Genomic DNA, 17,634 nt, shown 5'->3' with positions numbered 1-17,634 from the left:
GCTAGCGCTACGGTAGCGGGGTGGGCGCCTGATCGGCCTGCAAACAATACCGGTTGCGCCCACCCGCCTTGGCCTGGTACAGCAGCGCATCGGCTGTTTTTATCAGGCCGCCGGCGCTCAGTCCGTCGGCCGGCATCAGGCTGGCCACGCCCATGCTCAGGGTCAGCCAGGGCGACGCGCCCGATTTTTCGTGCGGAATGGCCAGCTGGGCCATTTCGTCGAGCAGCTTCCTGGCCACCACCTCAGCGCCGCGCTTGTCTTCCTGCGGCAGCAAAATGACGAACTCCTCGCCGCCATAACGCGCCACCAGATCCTGCGGCCGCGCCGCCGCGCGCCGCATCGCCGCGCCCACCCGCACCAGGCTGTCGTCGCCAGCCTGGTGTCCGTAGGCGTCGTTGTACGCCTTGAAATGGTCGATGTCGGCGATGATCAGCGCCAGCGGCGTCTTGGCGCGCGCGCAGCGCCGCCATTCGGTATCCATGGCCTCGTCGAAGCCGCGCCGGTTGGCGACCCCGGTCAGGCCGTCGGTCAGGGTCAGCTCGCGCAGCGCGTCGCTCTGGCGCTTGACGGTCAGCTGCGTGCGCACCCGCGCCCGCACCACCGCCGCGTTGACCGGCTTGGTGATGAAGTCGGCCGCGCCGGCTTCCAGGGCGCGCGTTTCATCCTCGGGCGTCTTGAGGGCGGTGACAAAAATGATCGGGATGTCGCGTGTCGCGCCCGACTCGCGCAAGGCCCGGCACACCGCGTAGCCGTCCATGTCGGGCATCATCGCGTCGAGCAGGATCAGGTCGGGACGCTGGGTCTGGGCGATATGCAGCGCCTTGGCGCCGTTCATCGCAAACACCACCTCGTGCTCGTCCTGCAAGGCCTGGTGCAGGATCTGGATGTTTTCCATCGCGTCGTCGACGATCAGGATCCGTCCGTTCCTTGCCATATCGGTCCAACTCATGCATGGTCCCTTCGTTTCAAAATCTCCTGCACCTGCAGCGCGGCGTTGGCAAAACCGAGCGTGGCGACAGCGTCGCCCAGCGCGCCCACCACGGCCGGGGCCAGGGTCGCGTCCAGGACCGGACGCAGGGCATCGAAAGCCGACATCGCCTTTAGGTTGTTATTCTGAAGCAAACCAAGCAGTTCCGCCAGCGCCGCGTCGAGTTGTGCGGGGTCTTGTGTCCCCGGCCGCACGCCGGCGATGGCCGGCGCGGGCAGGGCGCGCGCCGTCTCGAACACCGCCTGCAACGCCTTGTCGAGGGCGCCCAGGCGCACCGTCAGCTCGGCGCTGCCGGCGCTGCGCAAGGCTTGTTCAAAGTCGAACGCCAGCGCCGCCAGCTCGCTCGCCCCCAGGTTGGCCGCCACGCCGCGCAAGCGGTGCACCAGCTGGATCGCCTCCTGGCGCCGCTCGCCGCGCAGCAGGGCGCGCACCTCGTCCAGGGTCTGCCCCTGGGAACTCTCGAAACGCTTGAACAAAGTGACAAAATTGTCGAGATGACCACCGAAACGCGGCAAGGTCGATGCCAGGTCGATGCCGGGGATGTCGATGCGCGGCGCGCTGGCGGGCGGCGTGGCGCGGCCCGCGTGCCCGCCGCCGGGCGTCGCCGCGAGGTTGCCCGCATCGTGGCCGGCATCGCGCAACTCGCTGCGCGCGCACACCCGGATCAGGGTATCGACCATGTCATCCACATCGATCGGCTTGGCCACATGGGCGTTCATGCCGGCCGCGACCGCGTGGCGGCGGTCTTCCTCCATCGCGTTGGCGGTCATCGCGATGATCGGCAGCGCCGCGATGCCCATGCGCCGGATCGCCTCGGCCGCCTCGTAACCGTTCATCACCGGCATCTGGATATCCATCAGCACCGCATCGTAGCGGCTCGGCGCGTCGGCCAGCATGCTCACCGCGATGCGCCCGTTGGCCGCGATATCGACCGCGGCGCCGGCGTGCAGCAGGATGTACTTGGCCACCTCCTGGTTGATCGGGTTGTCCTCGACCAGCAGTACGTACATCCCCTTCAGGCGCCCGGCCAGCGGCGTCCCGGAGCTGGCGTCGGGAGCGGCCTTCCCGGTGCGCAGTTCGAGCGCCGCCGCCACCAGCGCCAGCCGCGTCACCGGTTTACTGAGGATGGCGTCGAGCTTGAGGTCATCCTGCAGGCCGACCAGCTGCTCGCGTGCGCTCTCGGCCACCATCAGCGCGCAGCGCGGCATGGCGATGGCCGGATCGGCGCGCGCGTAGGTCAACACGGCGATGCCGTCCAGTTCCGCCATCGCCGTATCGAGGAACATCAGGTCGTAGGGCGCGCCGGCGCGGCTCGACACGCGCAAGCGTTCGAGCGCCTCGGCGCCGCTGGCGGCGGTGTCGACGCGCCAGCCGACACCGGCGCACATCTGCGCAATGGCGGCGCGCGCGCTGCGGTTGTCGTCCACCACCAGCACCGACAGGACGGCGCCGCCGGGCAAGTCGGGAAGCTCGGACGGCACGGCCGCGTCGTCGGGGGCGGCCACGCCGAAGGCCGCATCGAAATACAGCTCGGCCCCGGCGCCAAGTTCGCTGCGCACGCCCAGGGCGCCGCCCATCAGGCCGACCAGGCGGCGGCAGATCGCCAGCCCCAGGCCGGTCCCGCCGTATTTGCGGCTGGTCGAGCTGTCGCCCTGCGAGAAGGCGTCGAACATGTGCTCCTGCTGCTCATGCGCGATGCCGATGCCGCTGTCGCGCACCGAAAAATCGAGCACCAGCACGCCCTCGTCCTCGCTGCGGCGGGTAATCGACAACACCACTTCGCCCTGTTCGGTAAACTTGATCGCATTGCCGATCAGGTTCAGCAGCACCTGCTCGAGCCGCAGCGCGTCGCCCACCACCCAGAGCGGCACATCGGGCGCCACCGCGTACACCAGCTCCACGCCCTTGCCCCAGGCGTTGGCCGACAACAGCACCGACATGCTGTCGAGGACCTGGCACAGCCTGAAAGGCGCCGCTTCCAGCGCCAGCTGGCCCGCCTCGATCTTGGAAAAATCGAGCACGTCGGAGAGGATGCCCATCAGCGAGCGGGTCGACATCTTGATCTTGGCGACATAACTGCGCTCGCGCCGTTCCAGCGAACTCTCTTCGAGCAGGCGCGCCAGGCCCATGATGGCGTTCATCGGGGTGCGGATTTCGTGGCTCATATTGGCCAGGAACTCGCTTTTCGCGCTGCTGGCCGATTCCGCCCGTTCCAGCGCGCCGATCAACTGCTCGTTGAGCGACTGCAGGCGCAACTCGGTGCGTTTCAGTTCCGACACGTCGGAGATCAGTACATAAAAGCCGCGCACCGCGCCATCTTCATCGAAGTCGGGGATATAGTTGGCCCAGGTGTGGCGCAGCTCGCCGGAGGCCGAGGTGAGCTCGCGCGCGAAGTGGGTGGCCTTGCCGGCCAGGACCTCGCGCAGGTGGGGCGCGATGTCGGCCATGGTGTCGGGGCCGAGCACATCGTCCATGCTGGCGCCGGCCATTGCGGCGGCGCTGCGCCCGCACAGTTCCAGGTACAGGCGGTTGGCGAACTGGCAGCGCAGTTCCGCATCCCAGTAGGCGACCATGCCGGGCACGTTGTCGGTGACGGTGCGGATGAAGCGCTCGCTCTGCTCCAGCCGTTCGCTGGTGGCGCGCAGCGCTTTTTCGGCGGCCACGCGCTCGCTGATATCGCGCACGGTCGACTGCAAGATGCCCTTGCCGCCGATGTTGACGCTGGTGAGCAGCACATCGGCGTTGAACAGGGCGCCGTCGCGGCGCATGTGCAGCCACTCGAAGTGATGGCTGCCGGTCTCGATCGCGTAGCGGATGAACTGTTCGGCCTTGTCGGCCGAGCGCCGTCCGTCGGGCTGGAATTCGGGCGAGGTAGTGGCCAGCGACAGGGTCAGGAATTGCTCGATGCCGGTGCAGCCGAAGATGCGCACGGCGGCCTGGTTGCCGCCGATGAAACCGGCGCCCTGGGCGATCAGCATATGGGCGTCGCCCGACATTTCGTACAGCGCGCGGAACTGCTCGTTGACGTCGCGCAGGCGCTCCGACAGCAGCTTGCGTTCGCTGACATCGAGCACCACGGCGCTGATGCCGACCAGCGCGTGGTCGGGCCCGAACACCGGATGGTAGCTGACCACCCAGTGGCTCTCCACATCGGGCGAGCCGGGCACCGAACGCGATTCGTGCACCGACTGGATCGGCAGGCCGGTATCGCGCACCTGGCGGTAGGCCTGCTCGTACTCCACGCCGATGGGGCCGAGCAGCTCGGGCAGGGTGCGCCCCAGGTGATCGGCCACCGGAATGGCGTTGATGGCGGCCAGGTAGTCGTTGACCATCACCACGCGCAGGTCGGTATCGAGCAGGGCCAGGCCCACCGGCGCGGTTGCGTAGACCGTTTCGAGCAGGGCGTTGGCGCGTTGCAGTTCGCCGGTGCGTTCGGCGACCAGGGTTTCGAGGTTGTTGCGGTAGCGTTGCAGCTCGCCGTCCATGTGCTTGAGGGCGCCGGCCACCTCGGCCACTTCGCGGATCCGCATCGGCGGCAGCACCATCGGCTCGCCGCGCCCGAGCGCCGCCGCCGGCGCGCACAGCGAGCGCACCGAGCGCCCGATCACGCCGCCGATGGTCCAGGCGGCGCCGAAGCCGACCACCAGCAGCGCGGCCACGCTGAGGAACATGCTGGCCAGCGCCTCGCGCATGGCCTCGTAGGCGGCGTCGCGCGGCAGGGCCACGGTGGCGTACCAGCCACGCTTGGGAGAGCGCTGCAGGCTGGAGATGACGCGCTGGCCCTCGCGCGCGGTCAGTTCGAGCGTGCCGGCGTTGGCGCGCCGCGCCAGCGCGGCCATTTCGGGACGGGCCAGCGAGCCGATGAATTTGTCGGGGGCGATGCTGCGCGCGACGAAGATGTCGCGCCCGTCGAACACCTGCGCGTTCCAGCGCAGCGGCAGGCGCTGCTCGGCCAGCAACTGGTTAAAGCGCTCGGGGCGCAGCTGGGCCGACAGCACGTACACCACCTCGCCCTGGCGCCGCACCGGCACCTCGACCGACACGGTGTAGGGGGCGCTGGGGCTGGCGCGGTACAGGTCCGAGGTGGCGGCCTGGCCGCTGCGGGCCACCTGGCGGATGGTTTCGGCGTTGCCGTTGGGCGGCAGGGGCAGGCCGTGCGCGACGCGGGTGTTGAGCAGGGGCTTGCCATCGAGGTCGCTCAGCACGAAGGCGTCGCCGGGGAACTCGGGGCCGAGGATGGAGCGCGCCTGGTGGTGGAACTCGGCCAGGTCGGCGCGGGTCAGGCTGGGCGAACTGGCCAGCGCGCGGGCGGCGGTTTCGCCGGCATCGAGATCGCGTTCGACGGCCATGAGCACGTTTTGCGCCAGCCGTTCGGCATCGCCCAGCAGGCCGGCCCGTTCGCGCCGGAAGGAATCGTAGGACAGGGCGGCAAAGCCGACCAGGGTCGGCACGGCGCAGGCGAGGACCAGGGTGGCGGTCTTCGAGCGGATCGAGGGGAGGGGGGAACGCGATGAAAACGACACTGCCGAACCTTTCGTCGCATCAAACGCGGCGCCACGCACCGCTCTGGGAACGATGGTAGCCGAGCAGGCGTTTTCTTCAAAGCACTTTACGCCAGTCGTGCGCGGCTTTGCACTCGCCATAGCGGCCAGCAACACCTAAGTAAGTGCGCATAAATTCTTGTAATTTACAGCTTCCATAAGCAGCGCCTTGCTGTGTTGCCCACCGCTAGCAGTGCTCGCACTGCGTCGCGGCGTGCGCCTTGCATGGCATCCGCTTCTGTTCGCTAAAAATCAAAAAAATTTCTGCACACTTACTTAACCGGGGTCTGACCTCAATTAAGAAACGTTTCTTAATTGAGGTCAGACCCCGGTTGAGAGGTGGTCAAGACCTGTTGCCGGCGCGATGGCCGCGGCTCAGGAGCGGGTGATCGGCAGCGCCAGGTCTTCGCCCAGCTTGACATGCTTGGCCAGTTCGATCTTGGCGATGGCGTTGCGGTGCACTTCGTCCGGCCCGTCGGCCAGGCGCAGGGTGCGGTTGCCGGCCCATTGGTAGGCCAGCGGGAACTCGTCCGACACGCCCGCCGCGCCGTGCGCCTGGATCGCCCAGTCCAGCACCTGCTGGGCCACGTTCGGCGCCAGCACCTTGATCATGGCGATTTCCGCCTGGGCGTGCTTGTTGCCCACGGTATCCATCAACGCCGCGGTCTTGAGCGTCAGCAGGCGTGCCGTGTCGATCTGGATGCGCGACTCGGCGATGCGCTCGCGCCACACCCCCTGGTCGGATATCTTTTTGCCGAAAGCAACCCGGCTGTTCAGGCGCAGGCACATCAGCTCCAGCGCGCGCTCGGCCACCCCGATGGCGCGCATGCAATGGTGGATACGGCCCGGTCCCAGGCGGCCCTGGGCGATTTCGAAGCCGCGCCCCTCGCCCAGCAGCAGGGAGGACGCCGGCACGCGCACGTTTTCGAACAGGATTTCGCAATGGCCGTGCGGGGCGTCGTCGTAGCCGAATACCGGCAGCGGGCGGACGATGGTGATGCCGGGCGTGTCGGCGGGAACCAGGATCATCGATTGCTGGGCATGGCGCGCCGCTTCCGGGTCGGTCTTGCCCATGACGATGAAAATCTTGCAGCGCGGATCGCCCGCGCCCGAAATCCACCACTTGCGCCCGTTGATCACGTAATCGCCGCCATCTCGTTCGATGCGGGTTTCGATATTGGTCGCATCGGACGAGGCCACGGCCGGTTCGGTCATGGCGAAGGCCGAGCGGATCTCGCCGCGCAGCAAGGGTTCGAGCCAGGTTTGCTTGTGTTCTTCGCTGCCGTAGCGTTCGATCGTTTCCATATTGCCCGTGTCGGGCGCGGCGCAGTTGAACACTTCCGGCGCCCAGCCGACCCGGCCCATGATCTCGCACAGCGGCGCGTAGTCGAGGTTCGACAACCCTTCCGGCGCGCGCACCGATTTCGGCAGGAACAGATTCCACAGGCCCTGTTCGCGCGCCAGCGGCTTGAGCCGCTCGATCAACGCGGTCGGAATCCAGCGGTTGCCCTTCTGGGTGCCGTTATTGTCGACTTCCTGCCTGAAGGCATTCTCGTTCGGATAGACGTGCTGGTCCATGAAGGCGAGCAGGCGCGCCTGCAACTCTTTGCAGCGGTCGGAGTAATCGAAGTTCATTAGTTTTCCTTGGAAAGAGAAATGGCGCGCTGCGCATACTGCCAACCGAGTTCGGCCATGGGGCGGGCGGCCTTGCCGTTCTCGAGGGCCTGGGCGCTCGATGCGGTGCCGTCGACGTAGCGTTTCATGATGCCTTGCATGATGCCGGCCAGGCGGAACATATTGTAGGCCAGGTAAAAATTGAAATCCTCGATGCGGATGATCTTGCCGGTGCGCGCCGCGTACGCCGCGATGTAGGCTTCCTGGGTGGGAATGCCGAGTGCGTCCAGGTCGAGTCCGGCGATGCCGCGGAACTGGCCGGGTGCAATGTGCCAGCTCATGCAATGGTAGGAAAAATCCGCCGCCGGATGGCCCAGGGTCGACAGTTCCCAGTCGAGCACGGCGAGGATGCGCGGCTCGGTCGGGTGGAAGATCATATTGTCGAGGCGGAAGTCGCCATGTACGATGGCGGTATCGTCGCCTGGCGGAATGTGATGCGGCAGCCAAGCGATCAGCTGGTCCATGGCCTCGATGGGTTCGGTGACAGAGGCCTGGTACTGGCGCGTCCAGCGTTCGATCTGGCGCGCGAAATAGTTGCCGGGCTTGCCGTAATCGGCCAGGCCGATGGCGGCGTAGTCGACCGTGTGCAGGGTGGCGATGACACGGTTCAATTCGTCGTAGATGGCGCCGCGTTCGGCTGGCGTCATGCCGGGCAGGGACTGGTCCCACAGCACGCGGCCGTCGACGAATTCCATGACATAGAAGGCGCGCCCGATGACCGACTCGTCGGTGCACAGCGCATACTGGCGGGCGGCGGGAAAGCCGGCTTTCTGCAAGGCATCCATGACGCGAAATTCGCGCTCGATGGCGTGAGCGGACGGCAACAACTTGGCGGCCGGGCCGGGCTTGGTGCGTAACACATAATGCTGGCCGCCGGCGCTGATCTTGAAGGTCGGATTGGACTGGCCGCCCTTGAACTGCACGACCTCCAGCGGGCCGCCAGGATAGCCCTGCACATGCGCGCGCAGATAAGCGTCGAGGGCATCGACGTCGAATTTCTGGCGCTCCGAGACCGGCTTGGTCCCCATCATTTCCTCGAACATCTTGTCTCCTGCTGGTTATGTGAGATCTATTCTAGCTCATGAATAGAACGATCGTACTAATTTCTGCTTTCCCTACAACCGGGGTCAGAGCTTTAACTAGCAATAGTTGCACAGGTAGCGATAAAACGTGGAAATCGACGGAACATTGCGAATCAGAGGTCAGACCCCGGTTTTGCTATCAGGACATTTGTTTGGCCAATGATGTACGTCTTTTCAGAGGGAAGGCGACGCGCGCAAGGATGCTCTGAAGCGAATTCCTACTGCAATCCTTCGCCAATTTCCCTCGATATCTTCCACAATCCCTACAACCGGGGTCTGACCTCAATTGAGAAATGTTTCAAGTTAAAGCTCTGACCCCGGTTGAGGGGTGGTGGTGATCTTATGGTCAGCGAGAAAGGCGGTATTGCTCGTACAGTTGTTCCATCGTGGTGCTGCGGGTGCTCGTTTGTAGCGGGGCCGGCGGGGAGTAGTTGACGAAACGGACCACCCAGTCGCCCTCGGCTTCACCGACGTCGATCGCGTTGATGCAGCCGGCCGTTTGCGATAGCCCGCCCAGGAACATGCGCTGCCCCGTTAGCGCCAGCGACAGAATCGCGCAGTTCACGCCGCCATGGAGCACCAGCAGCACCGTGTCCCAGTCATCCTGGCCGCGCAGGCGCGTTACCGCCGGGTGGATCCGGTCCATCAGCTCGCCCACCGATTCGCCTCCCAAAAAGCGCTTGTCTTCTCCAACCATGCCTTCGAACGCCCCCGTGAACGCGTCTTTCAGGTCGGCATCGGCAATGGTCGACAGGCGCCCGCCGCGAATTTCTTCGAACTCCGGCCAGATTTCGATGTCTATCCCTTGTCCTGTCGCAGCGAGCACGCGCGTGGCCGTTTCGACCGTGCGCGGCAGGCCGGAAACGATCACCCGGTCGAAGTGGATGCCTTCGGCGGCAAAGGCGTGTCCGGCGGCACTGGCTTGGGCGCAGCCTTGCTCGTTGAGCGCTACGGTTTCCGGAAGGACGGGCTTGCCGCTGGCGTCAAAATAGGTAACGCTGCCATGGCGCATCAAGAACACGCGCCGGCGCTGGGAGGTAGGAAACATGGGTCCTTGCGGTAGGGTCAGAAAAACAAGGCGGTGCGGGTGACGATGCTGCCGGTGTTGGTGTACGGGGCGGTCGCGCGCACGGCGCCGGTGCTGGCGACGCCGTCGTCGAGCTTGCTGTCGAGCTGCTGGGCGAAGGAGTCGGGCAGGTTGTCGAAGCGCAAACCATTGCCGCTGCGCCCGCCCACGGCGTCGTTGTAGATGTATACCGCGCCGCCCTGGGCGCTGGTCATGAAGTCGGTGGTGCCGTTGTAGGCGCCGGTAATGAAGCCGGACAAGGCGAGGTGCTGCGGCGCCGCCAAGTATTCGGTGATCTGGCCGTCGCCGTTGCCGTTCGCTGTCGCGCCCGCCACATGGGTGGTGGCCAGCACGTCGTCGCCCGGCAGCGCGCGGAATTTATCCTGGTAGGCGTTCACCGCCGCCGACAGCGAGTTCGATTGCTGGATGATGTTCTTGACCTTGGCGCTGTCGATCAGCCCCTGGCCCTTGAGCACGCCGCCAAGCAGCAAGCCGATGATCACCAGCACGATGGCGATTTCGACGAGGGTAAAGCCTTGTTGTCGTTGCATGGAATTCTCTCTGTGGTGGCGGCGCATTATTCGTGCACATGTATTCCTGCACATTATTCTAGCCTATCAAGGATGGGCCTGGCGCTGGCGCGCCGAAATGTCGTGCAGGCGCCGTTCCAGCAACGCCAGTTCGCGCGGATCGCTGACCTGGCCGGTGGCCAGCATGGCGCCGATCAGCGCTTTGGCGCTGTCGTCCTCGCCCATGTCGTCGAGGATGAACAGTTCCATCTGGCGCGCCCACGCGGGCAGCACGCCAGGCGTGGTGCGCGTGCGGATGGCTTGCGCATAGTGGCGCGCCAGCGCCGCATCGTGCAGCCGGTGGCGCGCCACCAGCGCCGCATGCGCCAGCCATGGCCAGCGCCGGTCGGGGTCTTCGCCAAATCGCCGGTAGACAAAATCGAGCATGATGCGCATGCGCGCCGGGTCGGTGCTGGCGGCGTACACCTGGCTGGCGGCCAGCAAGGGCGCCTGCCCGCGCGGATCGAGGTCGACGATGCGTTCGAACCAGCTGCGCAAGGCCGCGTAATCGATGCTGTTGAGCGGTGTATCGGCCGCGTCCTGGCCTTGCGCGTGCAGCGTCATGGCCTTGGCCAGCGCCACCGGTTCGCCCAGGCTGGCCAGGCGCAGCACGTCCAGCGGTGGCGCCTGGGCCAGGGTCGCCAGGGCGCGCTGCCGGGGCGCGCGCGTGGCCTGGTAGCTCACCTGCAGCGCCAGCGCGCCAAGCAGCAGCAGCGTGACGGGCAGCGGCACGCGCGAGGCCATCACAGGTCCTTGCGGTAAAAGTCGAACAGCGCGGCGGCGCCCAGCAAGGTCACATAGATCGCCGTTTGCGCCAGCAGCGGCGTCACCTGGGCGCCGCCGTACACCAGCCATTCGCCGCGCGTGAACTGGTCGAGATGCGGCAGCACGGCCGACAGCGCGTCGATGGCGATGCGCGGCAGCGCCGCCGCATCCTGCGCCATCGCCTGCAGGGCACCGATGGCGCGCGCCAGCACATAGAAGGCCAGCGTGGCCGCCAGCGCCGCAAGCACCTGCCCGAACGTGAGTACGCACAGCAGCGCAAATGCGGCGACGATGCACAGTTCGCACCAGAGCGACAGCGCCCACGCGGCGCACCAGGGGGCCGGCGCCAGCGTCAATGCCATCGCTCCAAACAGCAGCGCGGGCAGCAGCGCCACCAGTGCGAAGCCCGCCAGTTTGCCCAGCACATATGCCGCGCGCGGCAGCGCCAGCGCAAGCAGCAGTTCCTGGCCTTTGTCGACCGTTTCGCGCACCACGCTGGTGGCGACAAAGCCCGCGACCAGCAGCACGCAGCACACGCGCAGCAGGGCCGCCAGCAGGGCCGCTTGCAGTGCGCCGCTTTCGGTGAGCGCCAGTTGGCCCAGAAAGCCGCCCAGCGCCACCGCGCCGATGGCAAGCAGGCCCAGTACCCAGGCCAGGCGGTTGCGCAGCGCTTCGAGCAGGGTGTACGTGGCGATGGTGAAAATCGGACCCGACATGGATTAGCGCGGCAGCGTGCCGGCGGCAACCATGCGGTTGAACAGCACGTTCGGCGACAACCAGATCACCAGGTCGTCGTACTCGCCGCCCGGCGCGGTGGGACGCTCGCTCGGGGTGCGCGCCACGAAAGCGATCCCGGTGCTGTTGGCGTTGGTGCGTTCGTCGACGTTGGTGGTGCTGTTATCGAGAGTGCGGATGCCGGTGTCGCCAAAGCCGCCGGCGCCGTTCTTCCCGTGCGAGACGATTACCGCCGGGATGTCGTTGATGGCGGTCGCCGCCACCAGGTTGCCACGCGCATCGCGCGTGCCGATGGTGATGTCGCGCGGGCTTTGCAGCGTGAACATGGCGCCGCTGTTGCTGTAGGCTGGCGCCACGCTGTAGTGGAATGCGCGCCCCCAGCTATCGAGCTTGGGCAGGCCGAGCGTGGCCCAAGGCAGCACGCCCTGGCGCTTGCCGTCGCGGCAGGTGGCGCCGCTGCGGTCTTCCAGGCCGTTGACCGGCGAGACGGCGGGGCACGGCAGGTAGCCATTGCGCAGCGCGAAACCCATCAGCGCTTCGCGCGCTTCGTCCATGGTTTTCTGGGTGTCGCTGATTTTGCGCTGCTCCATCTGCACCGCCAGCGGCGTGAGCAAGCCGCCGATCATCAGGCCGGCGATGACCAGCACCACCGCCATTTCGACCAGGCTGAATCCTGCCTGCGCGCGCTTCATGGCTGGTGCTCGCTGACAGTGCCGGCGTTGGCGTCGACGCTCTGTCCCGGCTTGACGCTCACCTCCCGGCCCGAGGGCAACGTCACCGTCACGCGCGGCGCCTGCGCCGGCCCGCTCAAGCGGTTGCGCGCGCCATCCTGCGCCTCGTTGTTGACCCACACGGTGGACTTGCCGCCGCTGCGCCGCACGAAGCCGTTGACGGTCATCGGCTGCGGCGCGGGCGGCCCCGCCAGCACCGGGGGCGGTGGCGGGGGCGCCACCAGGCCGCGCGCGATGTCGAGCTGCTGGCGTTCGGCCGGCGTGGTGAACAGGCGCCCAATTTGGGCCTGGGCCTGGGCAGTCATGGCTGCGCCGAGCAGGATGCAGGCGCTGATCATCAATTTCATGGCGTTCCTTTGGCAAGCGTCAGGAACACCAGCGTGCAGTTGGCGCTCAGGCGCGCCACGCCGACCGATTCGGCCGGTGCGTCGGTGCGTTTCATTTTGCAGTCCTGGACCGTGAAGCGCCCGGCGCCGCGCAGGTCGTCGATGAAGTGGAACAGGTCGAGTTCGTGCACCAGCCCCAGCTCGACGCGCATGCGGCTGCCGCGCAGTTGGTAGTCGCCCAGCGCCATCGGGCTTGCCAGCACCAGCGCCTGCTGCGGTTCGATCTCGTAACTGGCCGATATCAGTTTACGGTTGCCCTGGATCGCCTTGATCGCTTCGATCCACGCCAGCCGGTTTTCGTCGCCGATCAATCCCCCGGCCTGCAGTTCCACGAAGCGCGGCTGGTAGATGGCGATGTCCTGTTTTTCCGATTCGACGTTCTGGAAGCGGCTGGACGCGGCGGCGCGCACCCGGGCCGCTTGCGCCAGTTCGCCCGCCTGCTGTGCAGCGTGCCACGACGCGGCGCCCACCAGCAGTGCGGCGCCGAGCAGCACCCCGGCGCACAGCCTGGCCGGCGCGCCGATCAAGTCCAGTTCATCGCGCCAGCCCGGCGTGCTGGCGTCGGCCTGCTTGCCGCGCGCGGGTTTCGGCTTGGCCATCATGGTTTCCAGGTCACGTTGATGGCAAAGCGGGGCTTGACGGAAGCGGCATCGCCGCTGTCGGTCTTGCCGCTTAACTTGACGCTCTGGCGCACGTCGACCGGCGCTTCGACGATGTGCACGGCCACGCCGGGGTTGGCCGCCATGTCGCGCGCGAACTGGTTCACGCTGTCGACGATGGCGCGGTAGTCCGATGGTCCGAATTCGACTTCGCCGTCGATGCGCAGCACCTGCTGCGGCGCCCCCGGCAGCCCGACCACGCTGGCGGTGATCGGTTCGGCGCCGCCGTCGCCCTGTTTCAGCGCACCGGCGTCGAGCCCCGGCTGCGCAATTGGCGCTTGCGCCGTTTGCGGCGCCAGCTGCACTTGCCAGTCCAATGCCAGCAGGCGGATCGCCGGTGCGCGTTCGAGCGAGCGGCTCACCAGCGTCACCAGCGGCGCGGGGGCGGGCGCTGTGGCGGCGAGCAGGCCGTCGAGCTGCACCGCGGCCTTCATGTTGGCGCTGCGCGCCGCCGTCGGCGGCAGGCTCGCCATGATGGCGCGGTAGCGCGCGTCCAGTTGCGCCGCCTCGACCAGCAGGCGCGTTCCTTCCTGGTCGTCGCGCACGCCGCCCCACACGCTGGCCAGCAGCCACAGCGCGCCCACCAACGCGATCGCGGCGCTGGCGCAGTTGAGCGCCAGGCGCGCGCGCCAGAGCTGGTAAAAGCGTCCGGCCGCGCCAGGCGGGTACTGGCCCGGTGGCGCGTCGCGCCCCAAGAGGCTTAGTAACAGCTGTTCGGCCGTCTCCACGTCCCCGGCCAGCTTGAGGCGCGCGCAGGCGCTGTCGATGTCGACGAAGTGAAAGGCCAGTTCATGGTCGTCCTCGCAGCGCTGTTCCAGCGCTTCCACGCGCGCCAGGGGCGCGAGCACCACCACGTGCAGCATCTGGCCTCGTCCCAGCAGGCGGGTGCTGGTCAGGAACTGCTGCATCTTGGCCGTCTCGGAGGCTGTCGCTTCGACCACGTTGTCGTGCGCGGCGAGCACCGTCAGGCGCGAAAATTTGAGGTGAGGACCCTGGAAATAGCTCTGGCGCAGGCCGCCGCCTTGTTCGGCGATCAGCAGCAGGTGTTCCTGGGCGATGCCCATCCGCCGCACCAGCTGCGCCGACAGGTGCGCCGCCGAATACAGCCCCGCCAGCGGGACTTTGTTCTGCTCCATCAGCGCCACCCACGGCTGCACCATGGCGGCGTTGGTCAGGGCCGAGAACAGGGTATGGTCGTCGCGCCGGCCTTCGCTGTCGCGGTCCTGGATCTCGGCGTGGCGGAACGGGGTGTCGCGGTAGGCGTGCGAGAGGCGCCGTTCGACCAGGCTGCGCCCGGCCCGGCCACGCACGTGCGGCAGTAGGCAGCGCGCGAAGTCTTCTTCGACCAGGTCGGCGACCAGGTAGGCGCGCGCCTGTTGCGCGCCATCGAGATGACGCGCGAAGGCGTCCATGCCATCCCGGTCGGCGCCAAAGCAGGGGCCGGGCGTGAGCGTGCCGGCGCGCCAGTCGAAGGCGCACAGCCGGTCGTTCGTCACGTAGAATAATTGTTTAGGCAGCACACCCGTCCTTAGGTTTTCAACTGGCTCATGGTGTCGTAGATCGGTCCCAGCACGGACAGCATGATCCATCCGAGCAGCAGGCCAAGCGTGACCGTCATGGCCGGTTCGATCAGCGACTGCACGCGCTCGATCATTTCCTTCACTTCGCGATTATAGAAGTAGCTGACGTTGCGCAGCGCGCTCTCGAGCGAGCCGGTGGATTCGCCCACGCGCAGCATGCGCAGCACCAGCGGCGGAAAGATGCCGCTGTTCTGGAACGCCAGGGTCACGCTCTGGCCGTCCGAGATCAAATGCGCCGCGCGTTGCAGGCCAGCCGCCACCACGCGGTTGGCGACAATGCCTTCGGACAGGCGGATGCATTCGAGGATGGTGATGCCGGAGCCGTACATCAGCCCGAAAAAGGTGGCGAAGCGCGCCAGGATGATCTTGTGCAGCACGGGGCCGATCAGCGGCAGGCGCAGTTTGAGCCCGTCGGCCAGCATGCGCGCGCTGTCGCTGCGGCGCAGCCACGCGCGCCCCCCGAACCAGGCCAGCAGCGGCAGGGCGAGCAAGATGGCCCAGTAGTGGATGAACACATTCGATACCGCGATCAGCGCCCTGGTATGGAACGGCAGCTCGCCACCCATGTTCTTGATGAAGGAGGTCAGTTGCGGCACCAGCACGATCATCAGGAAGAAGGTCACGGCCAGCACCACCACCGCGACCACGATCGGGTAGGTGATGATTTTCTTGGTCTGGGCGGCCAGTTCATCCTGCCATTTCAGGCTTTCCGACAGGTTGCGGAAGACCTCGGCCAGCTTGCCGCTCGATTCGCCCGCCGTAATCAGGCTGGTAAAGGTGTTGTCGAACACTTCGTCGTGGTGGCGCAGCGCTTCGGACAGGGTCAAGCCGCCTTCGATCGACTCGATCAGGTCGGTGACGATCTCGCGAAAGCGCGGGTGGTCGAGTGAGTCGCGCAGGTCGCCCAGGCCGTCGAGGATCGGCACGCCGGCGGCGGTCAGCTGCTCCATGTGGAAGCAGAAGTTGATCAGGTCCGTGCGCCGCACCACGCGCTTGCCGAAAGCGACCGCCCTCTGGCCCGCCACGCGAAAGTCAATCAGGTCCAGATCCATGCGGCGCAGGCGCAGTTCCAGGTCGGCGCTGTTGGTCGCGTCCATGGCGCCGGGCACCATCTGGCCGGCCAGGTCCATTGCGCGGTAGGCGTACAGCGGCATCAGGCCAGCCTGTCGGTCAGGTCGACCACGCGCGCCACTTCGTCGAGCGAGGTGGCGCCCTCCAGCACGCGGCGCACGCCGTCGTCCACCAGCGAGCGAAAGCCCGCGGCGCGCGCCGTCTCTTTCAGTTCGCGCAGCGAGGCGCGGCGGGCGATGGCTTCGTCGATGTCGGCGTTCACCTTGAGCAGTTCCATGATCGCCATGCGGCCCTTGTAGCCCTGGTGGCCGCAGGCTTCGCAGCCGGCCGCTTGGCAGATGGTGGCCGGCGGGTCTTCCTGTTTCAATCCAAGCAGGCGCCGCTCCGTCGCGTCCGCGATCGACTCGGTCTTGCATGACTGGCACAGGCGCCGCACCAGGCGCTGGGCGATGATGCCGATGATGTTCCCGGCCATGATGTCGGGCAGGATGCCGATGTCGAGCAGGCGCGAGACCGAGCCGATGGCCGAATTGGTGTGCAGGGTGGTGTACACCTGGTGCCCGGTCATGGCGGCCGAAAACGCCATCTCGGCGGTCTCCTTGTCGCGCACTTCGCCGACCAGGATGATGTCCGGGTCCTGCCGCATCATCGAGCGGATGCCTTCGGCGAAGCCCATCTTGGCCGATTCGTTGATCGAGGTCTGGCGGATCATGTTCATCGGGTACTCGACCGGGTCTTCCAAGGTCATGATGTTCACGCTCTCGGTGTTGATGTGGTTCAGGATCGAGTACAGGGTGGTGGTCTTGCCGCTACCGGTCGGCCCGGTCACCAGGATCACGCCGTGCGGGCGCGCGATCATCAGTTTCAATAAGTGCAGTTCGTCCTCGCCCAGTCCCAGCCCGTCCAGCGGCACCAGGCCTTTCTGGCGATCGAGCACGCGCAGCACAAAATTTTCGCCGTGCGTGGTCGGTTGCGCGGAGGCGCGAAAGTCGATCTGGCGGCCCGAGAACTTGATCGAGATGCGCCCGTCCTGCGGCGCGCGCGATTCGGCGATGTTCATGTTGCTCATCACCTTCAGGCGCACCGCCATCGCCGGCCAGTACGACTTGTGCAGGCTGCGGATCTGGCGCAGGATGCCGTCGATGCGGTAGCGGATGCGCAGGAAGCTCTGTTCCGGCTCGAAGTGGATGTCGGAGGCGCCGTTCTGCACCGCGTCGGCCAGCAGCGCGTCCATCAGGCGCACCATCGGCTGGCTGTATTCGTCGGTGGTGGCGGCCATGGCGGCGTAATTGACTTCGCCGGTTTCAATCTCCAGCAAGATGCCGTCGATCGACAGTTCGAAGCCGTAGTACTGGTCGATGGCGCGCGTGATGTCCGATTCGTTGACCAGCATGGCCTCGATCGTGATGCCCTTGACCAGCATGGCGCTGATCTGGTCGAGTGCAACGATGTTGCTGGTGTCGGCCATGGCCAGGATCAGGTTGTCGGTATCGCGCTCGTACACGATCGGGAAGACGCGGTAGCGCTTGGCCACGTCTTTCGGGATCAGTTTCAAGGCGATGGCGTCGACCACCAGGCTGGTGAGGTCGGCGCTTTGCTGGTTCAGGTTTTCGGACAGCGCTTCGCGCACTGTCGCTTCGGTGACGAAACCGAGCGTGATGAGCAGTTTGCCGAGCGGCTCGCTTGAGCGTTTTTGCTCGATCAGGGCGATGCGCAGCTGGTCTTCGCTGATGACCCCTTTCTGGATCAGCAGTTTACCGAGGGGGAATTTTGCGTGTTCCGTCATG

At 66.5% G+C, this 17,634-nt stretch carries 14 protein-coding genes; all 14 read right to left on the bottom strand.

Annotation, left to right across the window (positions count from 1 at the left end; translation table 11 throughout):
* Positions 1 to 7: 7 nt before the first annotated feature.
* On the bottom strand, positions 8 to 949 hold the full coding sequence (locus F0185_RS31465; protein ID WP_167232235.1) for a diguanylate cyclase: 942 nt from the start codon (positions 947 to 949) through the stop codon (positions 8 to 10).
* Positions 946 to 5,511 (bottom strand): response regulator, encoded by a 4,566-nt coding sequence (locus tag F0185_RS31460; RefSeq protein ID WP_167232233.1) that lies wholly within the window; start codon positions 5,509 to 5,511, stop codon positions 946 to 948. The genes F0185_RS31465 and F0185_RS31460 overlap by 4 nt, the downstream gene beginning before the upstream one ends.
* A 393-nt stretch (positions 5,512 to 5,904) precedes the next feature.
* The gene (locus F0185_RS31455; RefSeq protein ID WP_166885303.1) at positions 5,905 to 7,164 is read right to left on the bottom strand and encodes an acyl-CoA dehydrogenase family protein; all 1,260 of its coding nucleotides are present in this window, start codon (positions 7,162 to 7,164) and stop codon (positions 5,905 to 5,907) included.
* Positions 7,164 to 8,246: a phosphotransferase gene (locus F0185_RS31450; RefSeq protein ID WP_167232231.1), complete on the bottom strand. Its 1,083-nt coding sequence runs from the start codon at positions 8,244 to 8,246 to the stop codon at positions 7,164 to 7,166. Before F0185_RS31450 ends, F0185_RS31455 begins: the two co-directional genes overlap by 1 nt.
* Positions 8,247 to 8,631: 385 nt before the next feature.
* Positions 8,632 to 9,333 (bottom strand): histidine phosphatase family protein, encoded by a 702-nt coding sequence (locus tag F0185_RS31445; RefSeq protein WP_229477287.1) that lies wholly within the window; start codon positions 9,331 to 9,333, stop codon positions 8,632 to 8,634.
* Between the two features lie 17 nt (positions 9,334 to 9,350).
* Positions 9,351 to 9,902 carry a prepilin-type N-terminal cleavage/methylation domain-containing protein gene (locus tag F0185_RS31440; RefSeq protein ID WP_167232229.1) on the bottom strand — a complete coding sequence of 184 codons (552 nt, stop codon included), beginning with the start codon at positions 9,900 to 9,902 and terminating at the stop codon, positions 9,351 to 9,353.
* Between the two features lie 66 nt (positions 9,903 to 9,968).
* Positions 9,969 to 10,664 (bottom strand): hypothetical protein, encoded by a 696-nt coding sequence (locus tag F0185_RS31435; protein WP_167232227.1) that lies wholly within the window; start codon positions 10,662 to 10,664, stop codon positions 9,969 to 9,971.
* Positions 10,664 to 11,401, bottom strand: coding sequence for an ABC transporter permease (locus F0185_RS31430; protein WP_167232225.1), 738 nt, complete (start codon positions 11,399 to 11,401; stop codon positions 10,664 to 10,666). The genes F0185_RS31435 and F0185_RS31430 overlap by 1 nt, the downstream gene beginning before the upstream one ends.
* A gap of 3 nt (positions 11,402 to 11,404) precedes the next feature.
* The gene (locus tag F0185_RS31425; protein WP_167232223.1) at positions 11,405 to 12,112 is read right to left on the bottom strand and encodes a prepilin-type N-terminal cleavage/methylation domain-containing protein; all 708 of its coding nucleotides are present in this window, start codon (positions 12,110 to 12,112) and stop codon (positions 11,405 to 11,407) included.
* Positions 12,109 to 12,498 carry a hypothetical protein gene (locus F0185_RS31420; RefSeq protein WP_167232221.1) on the bottom strand — a complete coding sequence of 130 codons (390 nt, stop codon included), beginning with the start codon at positions 12,496 to 12,498 and terminating at the stop codon, positions 12,109 to 12,111. Before F0185_RS31420 ends, F0185_RS31425 begins: the two co-directional genes overlap by 4 nt.
* Positions 12,495 to 13,136, bottom strand: coding sequence for a hypothetical protein (locus F0185_RS31415; protein WP_167232219.1), 642 nt, complete (start codon positions 13,134 to 13,136; stop codon positions 12,495 to 12,497). Before F0185_RS31415 ends, F0185_RS31420 begins: the two co-directional genes overlap by 4 nt.
* Complete coding sequence (locus F0185_RS31410) at positions 13,136 to 14,692, bottom strand: hypothetical protein (RefSeq protein WP_167232217.1); 1,557 nt, start codon at positions 14,690 to 14,692, stop codon at positions 13,136 to 13,138. Before F0185_RS31410 ends, F0185_RS31415 begins: the two co-directional genes overlap by 1 nt.
* A gap of 32 nt (positions 14,693 to 14,724) precedes the next feature.
* Positions 14,725 to 15,930, bottom strand: a complete 1,206-nt coding sequence (locus tag F0185_RS31405) for a type II secretion system F family protein (protein WP_167232215.1) — start codon at positions 15,928 to 15,930, stop codon at positions 14,725 to 14,727.
* A complete protein-coding gene (locus F0185_RS31400) occupies positions 15,930 to 17,633 on the bottom strand; it encodes a GspE/PulE family protein (RefSeq protein WP_167232213.1) in 1,704 nt (567 codons plus the stop codon). Before F0185_RS31400 ends, F0185_RS31405 begins: the two co-directional genes overlap by 1 nt.
* Between the last annotated feature and the right edge of the window lies 1 nt (position 17,634).

Source organism: Massilia rubra (genome assembly GCF_011682065.1).
GTDB classification, from domain to species: domain Bacteria; phylum Pseudomonadota; class Gammaproteobacteria; order Burkholderiales; family Burkholderiaceae_D; genus Telluria_A; species Telluria_A rubra.
This window is presented reverse-complemented; position numbering and strand designations above follow the sequence as displayed.